17 protein-coding genes and 4 pseudogenes are annotated in these 15,382 nt (G+C 53.8%); 18 read left to right on the top strand and 3 right to left on the bottom strand.

The window, feature by feature from the left end; all coding sequences use genetic code 11:
- Window positions 1-170 precede the first annotated feature (170 nt).
- Window positions 171-275 (bottom strand): annotated as a pseudogene (locus ACP39K_RS23765) (helix-turn-helix domain-containing protein); the annotation flags it as partial.
- 360 nt (window positions 276-635) lie between these two features.
- Between ACP39K_RS23765 and ACP39K_RS23760 the strand changes: the two are divergent.
- The 15 genes and pseudogenes from ACP39K_RS23760 to ACP39K_RS23690 all read left to right on the top strand — a co-directional run bounded on the left by ACP39K_RS23760 (window position 636) and on the right by ACP39K_RS23690 (window position 11,767).
- Window positions 636-1,246 (top strand): annotated as a pseudogene (locus ACP39K_RS23760) (tyrosine-type recombinase/integrase).
- A gap of 171 nt (window positions 1,247-1,417) precedes the next feature.
- On the top strand, window positions 1,418-2,041 hold the full coding sequence (gene parA, locus ACP39K_RS23755) for a ParA family partition ATPase (protein ID WP_060441996.1): 624 nt from the start codon (window positions 1,418-1,420) through the stop codon (window positions 2,039-2,041).
- A gap of 2 nt (window positions 2,042-2,043) precedes the next feature.
- Window positions 2,044-2,286, top strand: a complete 243-nt coding sequence (locus ACP39K_RS23750) for a plasmid partition protein ParG (protein ID WP_261169203.1) — start codon at window positions 2,044-2,046, stop codon at window positions 2,284-2,286.
- 839 nt (window positions 2,287-3,125) lie between these two features.
- Entirely contained in the window at window positions 3,126-3,416 is a 291-nt protein-coding gene (locus ACP39K_RS23745) for a ribulokinase (RefSeq protein ID WP_497008946.1), read from the top strand.
- A 92-nt stretch (window positions 3,417-3,508) separates the two neighbouring features.
- Window positions 3,509-5,563 (top strand): ParB/RepB/Spo0J family partition protein, encoded by a 2,055-nt coding sequence (locus ACP39K_RS23740; protein WP_497008945.1) that lies wholly within the window; start codon window positions 3,509-3,511, stop codon window positions 5,561-5,563.
- 41 nt (window positions 5,564-5,604) lie between these two features.
- Window positions 5,605-6,045 (top strand): conjugation system SOS inhibitor PsiB, encoded by a 441-nt coding sequence (gene psiB / locus ACP39K_RS23735; RefSeq protein ID WP_497008944.1) that lies wholly within the window; start codon window positions 5,605-5,607, stop codon window positions 6,043-6,045.
- Window positions 6,042-6,766: pseudogene (locus tag ACP39K_RS23730) on the top strand (plasmid SOS inhibition protein A). The gene psiB and the pseudogene ACP39K_RS23730 overlap by 4 nt, the downstream one beginning before the upstream one ends.
- A 558-nt stretch (window positions 6,767-7,324) precedes the next feature.
- Entirely contained in the window at window positions 7,325-7,789 is a 465-nt protein-coding gene (locus tag ACP39K_RS23725) for a protein TraE (protein WP_497008943.1), read from the top strand.
- A gap of 37 nt (window positions 7,790-7,826) precedes the next feature.
- On the top strand, window positions 7,827-8,174 hold the full coding sequence (locus tag ACP39K_RS23720; RefSeq protein ID WP_497008942.1) for a hypothetical protein: 348 nt from the start codon (window positions 7,827-7,829) through the stop codon (window positions 8,172-8,174).
- 90 nt (window positions 8,175-8,264) lie between these two features.
- Window positions 8,265-8,528 (top strand): hypothetical protein, encoded by a 264-nt coding sequence (locus ACP39K_RS23715; protein WP_497008941.1) that lies wholly within the window; start codon window positions 8,265-8,267, stop codon window positions 8,526-8,528.
- A 215-nt stretch (window positions 8,529-8,743) separates the two neighbouring features.
- Window positions 8,744-9,379, top strand: a complete 636-nt coding sequence (locus ACP39K_RS23710) for an N-6 DNA methylase (RefSeq protein ID WP_342135267.1) — start codon at window positions 8,744-8,746, stop codon at window positions 9,377-9,379.
- Window positions 9,380-9,416: 37 nt separating this feature from the next.
- Entirely contained in the window at window positions 9,417-9,542 is a 126-nt protein-coding gene (locus tag ACP39K_RS23705) for a hypothetical protein (RefSeq protein WP_342135268.1), read from the top strand.
- A 574-nt stretch (window positions 9,543-10,116) separates the two neighbouring features.
- Entirely contained in the window at window positions 10,117-10,488 is a 372-nt protein-coding gene (locus tag ACP39K_RS23700; RefSeq protein ID WP_126502351.1) for a dehydrogenase, read from the top strand.
- 56 nt (window positions 10,489-10,544) lie between these two features.
- Window positions 10,545-11,369 (top strand): annotated as a pseudogene (locus tag ACP39K_RS23695) (DUF932 domain-containing protein).
- Window positions 11,370-11,470: 101 nt separating this feature from the next.
- Complete coding sequence (locus tag ACP39K_RS23690) at window positions 11,471-11,767, top strand: DUF5983 family protein (protein ID WP_308326197.1); 297 nt, start codon at window positions 11,471-11,473, stop codon at window positions 11,765-11,767.
- A gap of 287 nt (window positions 11,768-12,054) precedes the next feature.
- Here the strand turns inward: ACP39K_RS23690 and ACP39K_RS23685 are convergent, their stop codons facing one another.
- Window positions 12,055-12,525, bottom strand: coding sequence for a transglycosylase SLT domain-containing protein (locus tag ACP39K_RS23685; protein WP_497008940.1), 471 nt, complete (start codon window positions 12,523-12,525; stop codon window positions 12,055-12,057).
- Between the two features lie 420 nt (window positions 12,526-12,945).
- Between ACP39K_RS23685 and traM the strand changes: the two genes are divergently transcribed.
- Entirely contained in the window at window positions 12,946-13,344 is a 399-nt protein-coding gene (traM, locus tag ACP39K_RS23680; RefSeq protein ID WP_497008939.1) for a conjugal transfer relaxosome DNA-binding protein TraM, read from the top strand.
- Between the two features lie 66 nt (window positions 13,345-13,410).
- Here traM and ACP39K_RS23675 read toward each other — a convergent pair whose 3' ends face one another.
- Entirely contained in the window at window positions 13,411-13,773 is a 363-nt protein-coding gene (locus ACP39K_RS23675; protein WP_142106045.1) for a helix-turn-helix domain-containing protein, read from the bottom strand.
- Between the two features lie 171 nt (window positions 13,774-13,944).
- Here ACP39K_RS23675 and ACP39K_RS23670 point away from each other — a divergent pair, with 171 nt between their 5' ends.
- Together ACP39K_RS23670 and ACP39K_RS23665 are read left to right on the top strand one after the other, a co-directional pair.
- Entirely contained in the window at window positions 13,945-14,541 is a 597-nt protein-coding gene (locus ACP39K_RS23670; protein WP_042785942.1) for a helix-turn-helix domain-containing protein, read from the top strand.
- Window positions 14,519-15,376 carry a queuosine precursor transporter gene (locus tag ACP39K_RS23665; protein ID WP_387445623.1) on the top strand — a complete coding sequence of 286 codons (858 nt, stop codon included), beginning with the start codon at window positions 14,519-14,521 and terminating at the stop codon, window positions 15,374-15,376. Before ACP39K_RS23670 ends, ACP39K_RS23665 begins: the two co-directional genes overlap by 23 nt.
- Window positions 15,377-15,382 lie beyond the last annotated feature (6 nt).

Raw genomic sequence — 15,382 nt, 5'->3', positions numbered from 1 at the left:
CTCGGGTTGCGTCAGAAATTGCCGGAAAGTGGCATCATGGGGCGTTGGATTTTTTTTCATGGCGCTATCGTAACATGTTCGGTCGACGGCTCACTATCGCTGAGCGAAGGCTTCACCCGTTCTCCGGGCAGAATAGCGTCGGGATGTTGCTACCGCCAGGTTTTTAATATTCAGTAGACGCTGGCTCTGCCAATGCCCAATTGGTCGGCAACCGCTTCGCGGGTGAGTCCGGCCAGCGTCAATTCAATCACCTGCTGCGCTTTCGCCTGAGCGGTGGGTTTTCTTCCTTAGACTCCCCAACCGCCCTGCCCGACCGACCTCTGGCTGATTTCCCCTTGTATCACAGCGGATTAGGGACGGTGTTCGCGTGGCTCCTGTCACGTCGGCGCCAACCGGCATCAAGGATGATTATGTTTTTTACGCGCATTGCGTTTTTTCCCAAATTTTTATGCGATGCTGTCCTGACCGATCACCGATTTATTCGGCTTCACGGCGCCACGGCTGACCCGGCACAATAGCGCATTGAGCGCCAACCCGGCGATCGCCGAGGGTGTCAAAGCGCGATCGCGGCCTTTGAAGGCCGAAAAGTGCACAGAGTGCGGAGAATGAAAAATTGAGTATAATCCCCCCTCGAGATGGGACAGATTTCACGTAGCGCGATCAGTCTGCCTGGCGGCTTTGCGCGCGCCGTGCGGCTGCGCGAAATGGCTCTGGCCGCCTCACTGGATGAGCCCCGCTACCTGCTGGCGCCGGAAATTGCGGTCTTGCTCGACTACCTGCCCGATCTGCGCCAGCGCATGCTGATCGAAACCCTGTGGAACACCGGCGCCCGCATCAATGAAGCCCTGGCGCTGACGCCGGGGGATGTGTTCTTCAACGGCGACCTGCCGTTTGTCCGGCTGCGCACGCTGAAGCAACGCGCAGCCGGCCGCGGCGCTGGCCGACCAAGGAAGAGCAGCAGCGGCGGGAGGATCCGTTCCGGGCGGCGGTTCGCCGTGCCGCCCAGGATGGCGTGACTTTTTCGGTGCGCCCCATCACCCCGCACACGTTCCGCCACAGCTATGCGATGCATCTGCTGATGAACGATGTGCTCGTCAAACAGGTCCAGGCGCTGATGGGCCACAAGCGCCTGGAAAATACCGAAATCTATACCCGGATCTTCGCCCTGGATGTCACGCCGGATCTGGCCTTCTCCCTACCTGTTGACGAGGCGTGGGGGCTGCTGGCGCTCCCTTCTCTAAGATAACCATCTGGTTTTACAATAAATCTCAAATACGATTTTACGGAAAAGCGCATTTGATGATTTCAGTATTGACCTTGCCCGTGCTTATGCATACACTGCAATTGAATCGTAATTGTTAGTTTGAAGAAATACGGATTTACTGAAAATCGTAACAACCCATACCAGGAGTGCCTGATGATTATCTCTGTACTGAACCAGAAAGGGGGAGTTGGCAAAACCACTCTCAGCGTCAATATTGCTGCCCGTTTGGCGGCGGATGGCGCCCGCGTATTGCTGCTTGATGCCGATCCTCAGGGTAGCGCCCTGGATTGGGCGGCAGCACGGGAAGATGAGTCCGCTTTTCCGGTGCTGGGGTTGCCGCGCGCCACGCTGCACAAGGATATCGGCAAGTTCACCCAGGATTATGACCACATCATCATTGATGGCCCGCCCCGTGTCACGGATCTGGCCCGTTCCGCCATTATGGCGGCCGACCTGGTGGTGATCCCTGTTCAACCCAGTCCGTATGACGTGTGGGCGGCACAGGAAGTGGTCACGCTGATCCAGGAAGCCAAGATTTATAAAGAAAACCTTAAATCTGTATTTGCAGTTAATCGTAAAATCGTAAATACTGCGATTGGACGTGATGTCGGCGAGGCGCTGTCGACGTATGAAACACCGGTGTTGCAAGCCACGGTGTCGCAGCGGGTAATCTTCGCTGAAGCGGCGGCTGTCGGTAAAGCCGTGTTCGAGCTGGAACCGGATTCGGCGGCGTCAAAAGAGATCGGCGCCCTGGTTAACGAGATTTTGGAGCAATAAGTATGAGTGGGAAAAAAGTGACTTTCGGTGCGAAGCCAACCAAACCTGCACCCAGTGCGGATGCCTGGGTGGAAAGTCGCGCTGTCGAAGAAGCGCCACCGCCGCCGGTCGAGAAAATGAAGCGACTCACGATTGATATCCCGGAGAGCCTGCATAAGGCCATCAAGTCTGCCTGTGCCCTGAGGGGCACCAAGATCGCCGATGAGGTGCGCGAACTGTTATATGGTAAATACGGAAAAGAGTAATTCTGTATTTAATGTTTTACGATTATGCGATTTTAAGATTAAACGCTTTTGCGTTTAGGATGAGACGGTAGGGCAGGCAGGTTACGACTCATCATTGCTGTCGAGCCGTAACTCCCTGCGTACCGTTTGAAACGCTATCGTTACGATTATCTGTATTTAATGAAAATCACATTTCATTAAATACAGAAATAAGTAACAGTTATGCCCTCGTGGACGCCCCTCGCGCAAATCAATGTGCAGGCCCATCATGGCCATGGTGAGCCTCACCTGGACGGCGCTGGTGACGGCAACCAGGTTGGATAATTCGAGTTTTTGGCGTGCCTTCTGCAGGTGAGGCGTTGTGCAGAACTGCGTCGTCGGTGATAACGCTCAATTCTACTTGTACTTTGCATATATGCCGTAATTTGGGCGTACGGGCGCGCTGTCGTGCTGCGCATGGCGCCGTCGAGCCGTCGCCACCCTTCGGGCGTCCATCGCTGACGCAACCCCGCTTGCAGCCGGCGATGCCGGCGCCGCACTCACTGTCCTGCAGCCAGGCTGCAGGACTCTGTTGACGCCCCGCCGGCCGCTGTCGCGCCGTCGTGTCGGGTTGATCCATATTCAACCTTCCAGGGTGCTTTAGCCGCAGTCAGTCTTCCCGCCGCAACTGATAACAGCACAACGCCTCGCTTAAACACCAAGGGGTGAAATGCACTCCGCCAAAAACTTTTTTCCTCCCTTCGTTCAAAAAAACTTTTTGTCTCCGCCCCTTGGTGCCGCTCTTCGCCGTGCTGAATCAGTTTATTGCGACGGCGAATACTCACAGCGGCATCAGTTATCACCCCACGGAGGATTTCAATATGGCTCAACAAAACGTCAAAGGCGCGACAACGAAGCCTACAGCAGCATCCGCACAAACCAACAGTGCTCTGACCATCCCGCAGGTGTATGACCTGTTTTGTTATGTGAAGGCGGTGTGCGGTCACTCGACCGGCACCATTGAACCGCCGGTCGTACCGGCAGGGGCGGAAGAGGTGTTCGCGGACTTTGGGGATTTCGACACGATTTCGGTGTGGATCGTCGGCGGCTGGCCGGTGGCTGTCAGCGATCAGATGACGATGACCCACTGGCGCGTGAATTCAGGGCAATAAAAAAGCGGCATCGCTGCCGCTTTCTCACCGCCAGCGCGGAAACCCCATTTCTGACGCTGGCTCAACAGGCAATAACTATGAGGAGCTACACCATGTCTATGACTGAGTCTAAAGCACCAACCAAGGGCAAGACAACCCGTCCGGCCAAAACCACCAAGAAAAACGCGCTTACGGAAAAAATCGAGGCGGCGCTGGCCAAGGCCGTGCGCAAAACCGCCACGCTCGGCCAGCTGGTACTGACCGACCTGAACGTGCGCAAGAAAAAATCCTCGCAGGCGTCGATCGAGGGGCTGGCCGCTTCCATCCGTTCTGCCGGTCTGCTGATGAATCTGGTCGTGTTCGAGATGGAGGATGGCCGCTACGGCGTCGCCGCCGGTGAGCGCCGCACGCTGGCGCTGCGCTGGTTGATGGAACAGGAGAAAGACGCCGACAAGACCACCCCGGACGGCATCGTGACCGACGATTACCCGGTCGAGGTGCTGGTTGTCAGCCGGGCGATGGCGCGCGTGGTGTCGATGATGGAGAACAGCCAGCGCGAGCAGATGCACCCGGCCGATCAAGTCACGGCATTCCGCGACCTGTCGGCAGACGGGCAAACTCCGGCACAGATCGGCGATCTGCTGGGGTTCAGCACGCGCCACGTTCAGCGCTGTCTGCGTCTGGCAACGATGGCGCCGGTGCTGCTCAATGCGCTGGCCGAAGACCAGATCACCCTCGACCAGCTGCAGGCGCTGTCGGCCACCGAAGATCATCAACGTCAGTGTGACGTGTGGGACAACGCGCACGGCTGGGCGGCTGCGCCGCAGCACCTGCGCGAGGCGGTGCTGAAAGGTGAAGTCTCGGCCAGAGACAACAGCCAGCTGGCGTTCGTCGGGCGCGAGGTCTACGAAGCGGCGGGCGGCACCTTCAAATTTGACCTGTTTACCGACGAGGGCTTTTTGACCGAACCGGCGATGCTGGAGCGTCTTGCCCGTGAAAAACTGCACGCGCTGGCGCAGCAGGTGGCCGAGGACGAGGGCTGGAGTTGGGCGGAAGGGCGCATTTCGGCCATTAAAACGTGGGGGGAGGATGCGGAGCTGTACCGCGAGCTGGCCGAACCGCAGCCGGAATTTACCGCTGACGAACAGGCCGAGATCACCTGCCTGAAAGCGCGGTTCAGTGAGCTGGAAGCGGCATTTGAGGTGGCGGATGCCGATACCGATACCCACGCACTGAACGTCGAGAGCGATGCGGTACAGGCCGATATTGCGCGGTTAACCGCACAAGCGATCGTCCGTGCATGGCCGCAGGGGATGCGCAGCAGCGGCGGGGTAGTGGCGTCCCTGCGTGGCGGGGAGGTGGTTTACCAGCGTGGGATCGTGCTGCGGGCGAGCGAAGCAACGACCGGGAATGGCGCTGATGACAACGGCGAGGGCGCAGCGACCACTGAAACGGCGGCACCGAAAACCAAGGAGAAAGGGCTGTCGTCGGCGCTGATCACCAGCCTGTCGGCGGAGCGCACGCTGGCGGTGATGGGCGCGCTGGTCGAGAACCCGACCGTGGCGCTGACGCTGCACACCCACACGCTGGCCGTGAAGGTGTTCGGTTCGCGTTACGCCGGATCGCTGCTCCAAACCAGCCTTACCCCAAAACGTGGGGAGCTGCTGAGCAAAGCCCCGACGGCGGAAGGGAGCCGCGCCGATCGCCAGCTGGGCGAGCTGCACGCGCAGTGGGAGGCGAAATTGCCGCCGGAGTGGAATACCGATTTCACATGGTTGCTGACGTGGGAACAGGCCGAGGTCGTGGCGCTGCTGACGTACTGCGTCGGCCTGTCACTCGATGCCGTGCAACTATGGCCTGCGAAGGATGGCAAAGTCGGCGATGCCCTGACGCCGCTCGAGCACGCGCTGGATTTCACGCTGCGAGACTGGTGGCAACCGACCAAGGCCAATTACTTCGGGCGGATCAGCAAGGAGCTAATGAGCGATGCGCTACTTGACGGCGGGAAGGTGGCGCAGTCGGCCTCGGTGCTCAAGATGAAGAAGGGCATCGCCGCGCAGCTGGCCGAGGATGAACTGACCGCCAGCGGCTGGGTGCCGGAGTGCCTGCTGCCGGTGGCCGAGGGCACCACCACTTTACAGGACGCTGACAACAGCGCCGCCGCCTAACCGACAGGGAGCTGCCGCCCATCGGGCGGCAGAAAACAGCGATGAAAAATGCATTCAATCTGGAAACACTGACGGCGATGAGCGCCGACGAACTGGAGCAGTACCGCGAGCGGGGCAGGGAGTACCGGGTGATGCTCAACTGCGCGGTGCTGGGTCAGCTGGCGCTGCCGGAAGGCTGGCATGTGGTGGCAGAAGAGGGCTGCGAGTTCTGCGGGCGCGTGCCGGTGGTGTGCCGGATAAGCCCGGCAGGGGATGAGGCGACGGCGCTCTATTTGTGCAGCGCGGGGGCGGAGGTGCCGAACTGGTCAATGACGCTGCCGTTTGACGGCGGTCAGTCGCTGGCGTGGTTGTACCTGGATGAGCATTACACCCCGGCCACGGTCAACCGGGTGCTGCAAACCGTGGCGGGCTATTACCGGCTGGGGTTCTGGCGGCCGGAAAAGCTGGCGGTCGCGCTGCGGATGGGAGGGCATTGCCTGTGATCCCGAACCATCTCGCTCTGGTGCCGTGGCACCCGTACCGGCAGGCCGTCTGGCAAGCCATCGCACAGGTTGAAGCCCGCCTTGAAGCTGGCAGGCGGTTATCCGCCTACCCGTATGCCACGGTGTTTTTCCGCCAGTTAACCGGGCGGCTCACAATTTCAGCCAGGGACATCCGCATGATAGACGTGACCTACCGGCCCGGCGATCGCCGCCGCGCCACGCGCAAGGAAGACTGTATCGACGCGCTCGACATCCTGATTTCCAGCCGGGGGAGCACTGTTATTCCCCGTTGCCGGGCGACACCCGTGACACGCTGTTCCCGGAAGTGAACCGCCGCCGCCGACAGCGCTTCGAACACCGGCTGACGATGAAACACACCCGTCAGGCGCGCATCGATGCCACACTCCGGCGGCACAAGCGGCGGCGTTACCAGGTGCGGCTGGCGCAGGCGGAAATCGAGCTGGCGTTCATCACGCCGGGCGAGCTTGACCGCTGGGTACGGCGTGCGCAGCAGCAGGGACTGGCCGAGGTTGACCTGAGCGGGCTGGTGATGGCGTGGACGGCGCGGTTTCCCTGTCTGGCCGAACTGGATAGTTACCTCTGGTCGGCCATGCCATTTTGGGAGGCGCGTCTTCAGGTCAGTCTGATCAGTGCTGAATTATCCGCTGAAGCGCATATCGATAACGCGGCGCGACTACCGAATCGCCTGGTAGGCCGCTAACCCCGGACAACAGGCTGCAGTGGCTTTGCAACTGCGGCTTGTTGCTCTCTGATTCCTGTGCCAGGCCTGTCTCTTCATTCAGCAGGGGAGACAGTTTCTGTTGATAGAGCCGTGGTGACGGTCGGGCATGGATGTGCTGCTTCTGAACGACTGGTCTGGCGAAACGATGCGGCGCTGGGCGTCCGGGCGCGCTGTCGTGCTGCGCATGGCGCCGGCAAGCCGTCGCCCCCCTGCGGGCGTCCATCGCTGACGCGAAAGGCACGCTTGCAGCCGGCGGGGCCGGCGCCGCTTCTCACGGTTCCTCGCCCTGGCGAGGAACGCTAAAGACGCCCCGGCTTATCGCCGTGTCGGGTGTGTTCCTGCTCATCTCACCGGTGGTTATCTCTCATCAGCCCTTACGCGGCCGCTTTTGTCGCACCGTCGCCCGCGTGCCCGCAAGGGTGAAATGCACGCCGCAAGCGGCGCCCTTGCGTTCCCCCGTTCGCCGTCGCTACGTCAGCTTTTCGCCGCGCAAGGTTCCGACGAGAGATAAATCAACCACCCAGGAAGGAAAGCAGCATGAACACACAAAACGTCAACGTCAAAACCGCCACGAAGGAACGCTCTGAAAGATATGGGAAAAAATCCACTGCCACCGGATCGTCTGATGATTGGGATGTAAAAGCCTGCCTGTTCGTTACGCAGGAGATCGGCCGCTTTTCCGTCAAATTCTCGGCGCCCTGCATCGGGGGCACGGTGAACCTCAATTGCAGCCACATCACCAACGCCTGCAATCCGTTTGATGCCGTGGTGCGATTCGTGCGCGAAACCCGCGCGCAGGGCTGCACGGTGTACGCCGTGGAACAGCTCGAGCCTGTGCGCCCCGTTTGCCTGAGCACAACCGGGTATCGCTTTATGCAAAAAGGCTTCATCTGGCTGTGTCTCGATACCGGCGTTTTCGTCGATGTGTCAGACGATGGCCGGATGCGGCGCGGGGATGATGGCCGCACGTTGCCTTGCTACGGCACGTTGACCCGCATTTAACCGGTGGCAAGCCACCCTTAACCGAGGAGAAAAAACGATGTATCAGACCGAAATCAGCACTGAAAACCGCATGGCGTGGGATGCCAGCACCGAGGCCGCGTACTGGCAACGGCGCGAACAGCAGGCATGCAGCGACGTGGAAGAAATCACGCTGGCGGCGTTTATGGATGCCATCGCGGTGATGTACCCGAAAGACTGGGAGGGCGACGCACATAGCGAAACTTTCAAGCTGGCCGAAATGTACTGCGGGGACGTTGCCTACATTTTTGCAAAAGTCGGCGATCGCTATTTTAAGTTCCGCGATGTGGTGACGTTATCGCACAGCGCCATTCTGGCGCGGATCAATAAGGAGGTGTTAAGCCGGGAGACGCAAGCCCGTAAATGAAAAAAGCAGCGTTTCCGCTGCTTCCTCATGCCGGTTTACCCCTAGGAAAGTTAGACCGGCGTATCTATCAAACTACATGGAGTCTCAACCATGAAATCAACAGACCCAAGCATCATGACAGTAACCGACGAGTATGTAAAGCGCCTGCAGGCAGAGGGCAAGCACGTAAAGCGCCAGCGGCGGATCGCGCGCGGCGATATAGCCGCCGCCGACGTCGATCCGGATCTGCGGTCGTTCGGGCGTCATATAGCCGGATGTGTTCGCAAGGGCAAATCGGTGCGGGTGCCGTCGATGCGGGGCAGTGAGTGGGGGCACGTTCTGCGTGCGCTGGAGTTAACGCGGGCGATGGCCTGATAACGCGAGCCGCCCCGTACCGGGGCGGCTATTCACTGACCCGGAGGTTATTGATGTCACAACTCTCTTTTGATGCCCTGTTTTCGGTGCCTGTTGATGCGGTACGCCCGGCGGAAAAGAACGTCAGGGCTGATGCGTTAGAACAGCCAAAAACCGCCGCCCCTGTACCGGGACGGAAACGGCCAATCACCGGCGATGATCCGCGCAAGGCGTTTTTGAGTACGTTTCGCGAAACGGCGCGTTATCACCATCGCTACGAAGTGTTCAGCGATTTCGTGAAACTGACGGCCTGTGCGCTGGAAAATTTGCTGTTAAAGTCGCCGGACATCGAGGCGGAGTATCTGGCCACCATCCAGCGCTATGAAAAAGCCGACCAGCAGCGCATGGCGCAGCTGTATTCATGGCTGATCATCGGGCTGGATCAGGGCATGGGGGACTTTCTCGGCTCGCTGTTTATGGAGCTGGAGCTGGGCAGCGGCAACATCGGCCAGTTTTTCACGCCGTTCCATCTCTCCGAACTGATGGCGGGACTGGTAGCCGGTGATCGGCTGGCGGCGTTGGACAATGAGCCGTATATCACGCTGTCCGAACCGACCTGCGGCGCGGGTGGGATGGTGATCGCGTTTGCCAAAGTGATGCTGGCGCGCGGGTATAACCCGCAAACGCAGCTGCGTGCCGACTGCGTGGACATCGATCCGGTGGCGGCGCGGATGTGTTACATCCAGCTGTCGCTGCTGGGTATCCCGGCGCGCGTGGTGATCGGTAACAGCCTGACACTGACCTATCAGCGCGAGATGTATACGCCGTTTTGGTATCGCGTGACGTCCACGCGCTGGCCGATGTATCGCTAACACCCGAGGCGGGCAGGGCGATCCTGCCCGATAACGCATGACAGAAAACGACACGCTGCCGCTACCGGGCGAATTTACCGATCGGGGTGTGAACCTCTGGGCATTTTTTGCCGACGCCGTGTGCTACCTGGTAACGGTGGCTTCGGTCAGCACCGCGCGGTAAAAGACGAACAGAACGAAAGGCCGGAGCCTGCGGCACCGGCCATTCTTTCCCTTCTCGCACACTGTCAAAAAGACCTGGTGGCGATTTCCCTACTTCTCCCTTGTTGGCTGCCGGTATTTCTTCGGTGAATCGGGTTTCCGCAGGATGCCTGGGCGTGCCCTTCGGGCCCGGCTGTCGTGCTGCGCAGGGAGCCGGCACGCCGTCTCCCCCCTGGCGGGCTTCCATCCTTCACGCGATGGGCACGCTTGCAGCCGGCGGTGCCGGCGCCGCTTTTCACTGTTTCTCGCCCAGGCGAGGAACGCTAAGGTCGCCCCGGCTTGTCGCCGTGTCGGCCGTGTTCCTCCTCGCTGCGTTTCCGGTGAGTCATCGGTCGGCCGTTCCCCGGCGGAGGGCTGTTCGTAGCACCGTCGCGTCGCCCCGCAAGGGGTGAAATGCACTTCACCGAAAACTTTTTCCAGGTAAAAACTTTTCGTCTCGCCCCTTGCGTGTCTCCTTACGCCGTTGCTCCGTCGCCCTTTGCCGCCAGGGAACTCACCGAACGATGGAATAACCACCAGAGAGGAGCAAGAGCAGGATGAACACGCAAAACGTCAACACCGCCACCAAAGAATCTTCCAAACGATGGGCAGGAAAATACCCCGACGCGGAAAACATCATGATCCGTCAACTGGCATTGATGGAGGAATTGCACGGCGTGTATTTGTCCCCTGACGAACTGGCGCAATCGCTGTATGAAATTTTTAACACGATGACGGATCGGGTGGTGTTTAACGGCGTCGATAACTCGCCGTCCGATAAACCGAAAATTGCGTATGCCGTCGCTCAACATTGGATTAAGGCGCAGCGTCTGGCCGGTACGTATTTTGGCGAGACCGGCATCGTTGCCTGGGAACATGCGCGTTATCGGCTGCACCTTCAGCTGGCTATCAATCACTCATACCGTTAATTCATCGCCGGTCTAAAAAAAGTGTCCGGCATTACTCAAAGAGAAAGGAGAATATCATGCGTCTGACTTCCCGTTTTGGCCGTTATAACGCCATCCGTAAAGACCGTCCGTTAACCAACGACGAATTAATGAACGTGGTGCCGAGCGTGTTTTCTGAAGATAAACACGATTCGCGCAGTGACCGTTATACGTATATTCCCACCATTACGCTGCTGGATAAATTACGGGAGGAAGGTTAGCCGTTTTATGCCTGTCAGACCCGCGTTCGGGATGAAAGCAAACGCGGCCATACCAAACACATGCTGAGGCTGCGCCGGGAAAATATGATTGTCTCCGGCAATAAGGAAGTCCCCGAAATCGTATTATTGAACAGCCACGACGGGAGCAGCAGCTACCAAATGATCCCCGGTATGTTCCGTTATGTTTGTGCCAACGGCATGGTATTTGGTCAATCGTTCGGTGATGTTCGTGTCCCGCATAAAGGCGACGTAGTCGGGCAGGTGATTGAGGGCGCCTATGAAGTGCTCGGCATATTTGACCGCGTCGATAATGACCTTGATACCATGAAATGCATTTCACTGACCGAGCGCGATCAGGAATTATTTGCACGGGCGGCGTTAAGTTATCGCTACGAGTACGAAGATAAATCCCCGATCACGCCGTCGCAAGTTTTGCGTCCGCGTCGGCGTGAGGATTACGGCAATGATTTATGGACGACATTCCAGCGCGTTCAGGAAAACATGATTAAAGGCGGATTACCCGGTAAAAGCGCGACCGGGAAAAATACCCGTACTCGGGCGGTCAACGGTATCGATGGCGATATAAAACTGAACCGTGCGTTATGGCTGATTGCGGATGAATTCAAAAACCGAATGAAGTAACAGGGTGCCCCGGTAATGACGCCCATCAATACCGGGGCCGAACACTGCTACAGAACGAACAGTTAATACTACGCGGACAGTATGAAATAACGGGGTGAAAGATGCAAACGGAAAATTTACGGGTATGCAGTACGGCACATTTTACATCGGAAGATAACGAACTGTTAGCAACAATGGCAGGGCAGGCGGCTTTTCGTTCCTGGGTGGTGAACATCCAGTACGGTTATATTCTGGTGCTGACGGATTATCGCTGGAGGCTGCGGGTATTAAAGTCACAAGGAGCGTCAAAGGCGCTGAGGCGGTTTCTAATTCACCAGATAAAATATCACCGTACAGGCTACATCCATTTTGATTGTGATGCATCCATTCTTCCCGGCCACGAGGTTTTTGAGTGGTAGCGCGCTGATAAGAGTCGTCCCCATCGAGGGGGCGTCTCTTATTCTCCCCGCCCGCCCAGCGGGAAATAAATTTCCCGCTCCCGCTGCCCCAAAGGGGCGCCCTGGTTAGCACCCAAAAAACGGTAACGTTTTTTGGTGGTGTTCGTTAACTTTGCGATCCGCTTACCCACATCTACACAATCGACGTTATTTCACCTTGCCCCGGTGAAATAACCGCTCCCGTTCGTTTCCCATTAAGGGGAATGGGAAACCTCACTGGCTTTGTCTTATGTGCATATGTGGATAAACTACGGGTTCTGGACGAGGAGGGGTTGCTGCTTGCTGGCTTTTATCGCCAGGTAGGTCTTTTCGATTTTGCGTGCATACTTATAACGTCGTTGCGCCTGCTTAGGCGAATCTTTAAATCCTGCATTATAAGCCCCCACTGCCTGCCAGGTCGCTCCCCACTTCTTAAAGGCAATCGCGAGATAATAAGCACCGGTGTAGATGTTCATGCACGGATCTTGCTTCAGGTGACGTTCTGAAACCCCTATCGATGAGAGCGAGTTAAAGTGCTGGGAGTCAATTTGCATTAACCCGACGCCGTACCCTGTTGTAGGATTTGGGCCGATAGCCACGGGATTAAACCGTGACTCGTTCCATGAAATAGCACGCAGCAGATCCGGGTCGATGTGATAATCACGACCCGCCATGTCAAAACAATCAGCCATAGCGGCCGTTGAACTGAATAACATTAACGCTGCGATGAGGTTCTTCATGGTATCCTTAAAATCCCTAGCCCTGGTGAAAATCTAGCCTTTTCGGGATCTCGAGTCAACAAATTCGCGCTCTTTGGGGGGAACAGCATCACACCCCACGCAAAATTGTATTTTGCAGAATTATCTATTTAAAACAGTTAGTTATAGTCTATATATCATTTTTTTAATTTTACTTAGTGACAAACTAGAGTCGTATAGGACTCTAACTAGAGTCGTTATTAGAGTTTATACACAACTCTATATAGAGTTATCAATAAATTTCATATAGATAAATAGACTCGACCCTAGAGGCGAGTTGTTTGTTTTGGCTTTTACAGCTATCATTAGACTCGCAATTAGAGTCTAATTTGATTCGTGCATGCCAACTCAAAATACATACAGATTATCTGTCAGCTAATAATGTCATGGAGTAAAAATTATATGGCAAGAATTCAAGCATATGTCAGCAAGGAGGCGGTTGAAAAGATTCACGCAATTGTTGAACAGCGCCGTCAAGAAGGGGCTGCTGAAACTGAAGTAAGTAAATCTAGTGTTATTTCCATGCTTCTTGAACTCGGTCTCAGAGTCTATGAGGCACAGATGGAAAGAAAAGATGACCCTTTTAATCAGACGGAGTTTAACAAAACTCTTTTGGAAAACGTATTGAAAACTCAACTTGCAATGGCAAAGGTTCTTGGTGCAAGTACTCTAGCTCCACACGTTGCAGATAAACCAAAACTTAATAACTATCAGCAAATCATTTCAGAAATAAATGAATCTGTTAATGACAAGTTAGATCGTTTTTTTATTGGTGTTGATTCAGATAGTGCTAACGAATGAGCTATCATCAATAACTTAATTACCTCATGCCGCTTTTGGGAGTGAGGTAATTATGATTGCTGATTTCTATTTGTTTAGGCAGTCAATTATTTCAATTGCTAATCTTTTAGCATCTTCAACTTTTTTAGCTAATTTCTTCTCTTCTATTACTGAACTGTAGAATTTATTTTTGGAGGGATTTGTTCTGTTTCTATGCATTTCAAGAAGATCTGACGCCAAATCATCATCTATCGTATAGAAGTAATACTCTGGGTAATCCAATAAGTTGGCTATTTTTACTACTAAGCTGAAAGGTGGTTCTGTTCTGCCGACTTCGTAACTTGACAGTCTTGAGCTTGAATTGGCCCCTTGTATACCTACAAGTTCAGCCAACTGCTCCTGTGTATAACCATTTGATATTCTGGCGTCTTTTAGTCTTTTTGGTATCATGGCCCCCTCCTTTATTATGATTTTACATAGTGTTAGGAGGTGAGAAATCCACATAATCAAGAACTGTTGATAATGTGTAGTTCATGCTGTGCTATGTTTATTTCATCATCTGATGCCTTTCATGTATCATCTTTTGACTAACCATCACTATTATTTGATCATGAGTATGCCATGAATAATACCGAGATAATAAAAAAGAATATAAATTACCTTCTTTCTTCGAGAAAGGAGACACAAGTTTCTTTGAGTGATGGTGCCGGTGTTAATCGAACTACTATATATAAGATCCTTGAAGGTAGGGTAGAGCGCGTTCAGGAAAACACTCTTCGAAAAGTAGCCGGATTCTTTGGTGTTTCATTTAAAGAAATTCAATCTGTTGATTTACAAGAAAAGGAGTTATCTAATAAGTTAGTAACCATCGATGGTAACATGAACCCGTTGGCGGTTCCGATTATTAAAGATACAACTATACTCTCAGCAGTAAATGCAAAAATTGGACGATTAGTTATGTCGTCACCTATAACTTATTTCTTCGGTGAAGGTCCTAATGTAGTTGGAATACTTCTAACAAAAGAGATAAAAGGATACTATAATAAAGGTGATGTGATCATCGTTCGTCGTGAGGCTATCATTCATGAGGCAAATGTTCTTGTGGTTACTTCAAGCAAAAGTTTGAAGGTGATTGATGGTAGTTCGGCTCATTTAGTTGCTGAGGATGTTGTTGGTACAATAATCGAGGAAAGGTATGGAAGCGAATATAAAATATAAGCTAATTGGATTTGATATCCTCAATGGAAAAGCTAACGTTATGGTGTTGAATACTGGGCGGGTTATGTCAATGCCATACGAAAGACTACTATCTTCAGAGGTGATTGATGATTTCAACGCTAGAGAAGTGTCGGCGGTTTGTCGAAAAATATATAGCTCTGGTGAAAGTGTTAAAACTGAATATGAGTTTAAAGATAGAAATGAAAAGCAGTGGTTAACTTATGTCGCTTTTTGTTTGGTTATTAGTGTTTGTTATATATTTAGTAATATAGCTGCAGTCAAACCAGTTCATATACAATACTTTGATCTTATCATTACGCCTGGTACTTTTGTTTACCCGTTTACATTCTTAGTAGTAGATCTACTGAATGAATTTTATGGATTTAGGTTGGCAAGAAAAGCCATTTATATGTGTGTTGTTGCTAATGCGGCAATATTAGGGTTGCTTTATGTTTCTCTGAAGTTACCTGTTATACCTGAATGGATATTCAATGGCCCATATAATAGCCTTATTAATCAAATACAATCAACATTTCTTGCATCAACTATAGCTTTTCTTACCTCCGAGCTGGCTAATTCATATGTACTTTGTAAAATCAAAGAGCTGACGAATTCTCGCTACTTATATATAAGGATTCTGTCCAGTATATTTGTGGCCTCTGTTATAGATAGTGTTGTCTTTTGTTTCATCGCTTTCAGTGGTTTGATGACAAACGAACAAATAATAGGAATTATTGCCGTTCAAGTAATAATTAAGTTGGCGTATGCAATTGTTAATGTTTTTCCTGCGTATGGAGCAAGGTATCTATTTAATAAATGCCTCACTCAAGAATAATATTTA

Source organism: Serratia sp. EC4, from assembly GCF_059652115.1.
Note: the sequence above shows the minus strand (reverse complement) of the source record. Positions and strands in the feature narration are given on the sequence as shown.

Coding starts and splice junctions, on each gene's coding strand:
- ACP39K_RS23670 (WP_042785942.1), top strand. CDS start 13,945: ATGAATAATACCGAGATAATAAAAAAGAATATAAATTACCTTCTTTCT.
- ACP39K_RS23675 (WP_142106045.1), bottom strand. CDS start 13,773: ATGATACCAAAAAGACTAAAAGACGCCAGAATATCAAATGGTTATACA.
- parA (WP_060441996.1), top strand. CDS start 1,418: ATGATTATCTCTGTACTGAACCAGAAAGGGGGAGTTGGCAAAACCACT.
- ACP39K_RS23715 (WP_497008941.1), top strand. CDS start 8,265: ATGAAATCAACAGACCCAAGCATCATGACAGTAACCGACGAGTATGTA.
- ACP39K_RS23705 (WP_342135268.1), top strand. CDS start 9,417: ATGACAGAAAACGACACGCTGCCGCTACCGGGCGAATTTACCGATCGG.
- ACP39K_RS23745 (WP_497008946.1), top strand. CDS start 3,126: ATGGCTCAACAAAACGTCAAAGGCGCGACAACGAAGCCTACAGCAGCA.
- ACP39K_RS23665 (WP_387445623.1), top strand. CDS start 14,519: ATGGAAGCGAATATAAAATATAAGCTAATTGGATTTGATATCCTCAAT.
- psiB (WP_497008944.1), top strand. CDS start 5,605: ATGAAAAATGCATTCAATCTGGAAACACTGACGGCGATGAGCGCCGAC.
- ACP39K_RS23690 (WP_308326197.1), top strand. CDS start 11,471: ATGCAAACGGAAAATTTACGGGTATGCAGTACGGCACATTTTACATCG.
- traM (WP_497008939.1), top strand. CDS start 12,946: ATGGCAAGAATTCAAGCATATGTCAGCAAGGAGGCGGTTGAAAAGATT.
- ACP39K_RS23700 (WP_126502351.1), top strand. CDS start 10,117: ATGAACACGCAAAACGTCAACACCGCCACCAAAGAATCTTCCAAACGA.
- ACP39K_RS23740 (WP_497008945.1), top strand. CDS start 3,509: ATGTCTATGACTGAGTCTAAAGCACCAACCAAGGGCAAGACAACCCGT.
- ACP39K_RS23720 (WP_497008942.1), top strand. CDS start 7,827: ATGTATCAGACCGAAATCAGCACTGAAAACCGCATGGCGTGGGATGCC.
- ACP39K_RS23750 (WP_261169203.1), top strand. CDS start 2,044: ATGAGTGGGAAAAAAGTGACTTTCGGTGCGAAGCCAACCAAACCTGCA.
- ACP39K_RS23725 (WP_497008943.1), top strand. CDS start 7,325: ATGAACACACAAAACGTCAACGTCAAAACCGCCACGAAGGAACGCTCT.
- ACP39K_RS23685 (WP_497008940.1), bottom strand. CDS start 12,525: ATGAAGAACCTCATCGCAGCGTTAATGTTATTCAGTTCAACGGCCGCT.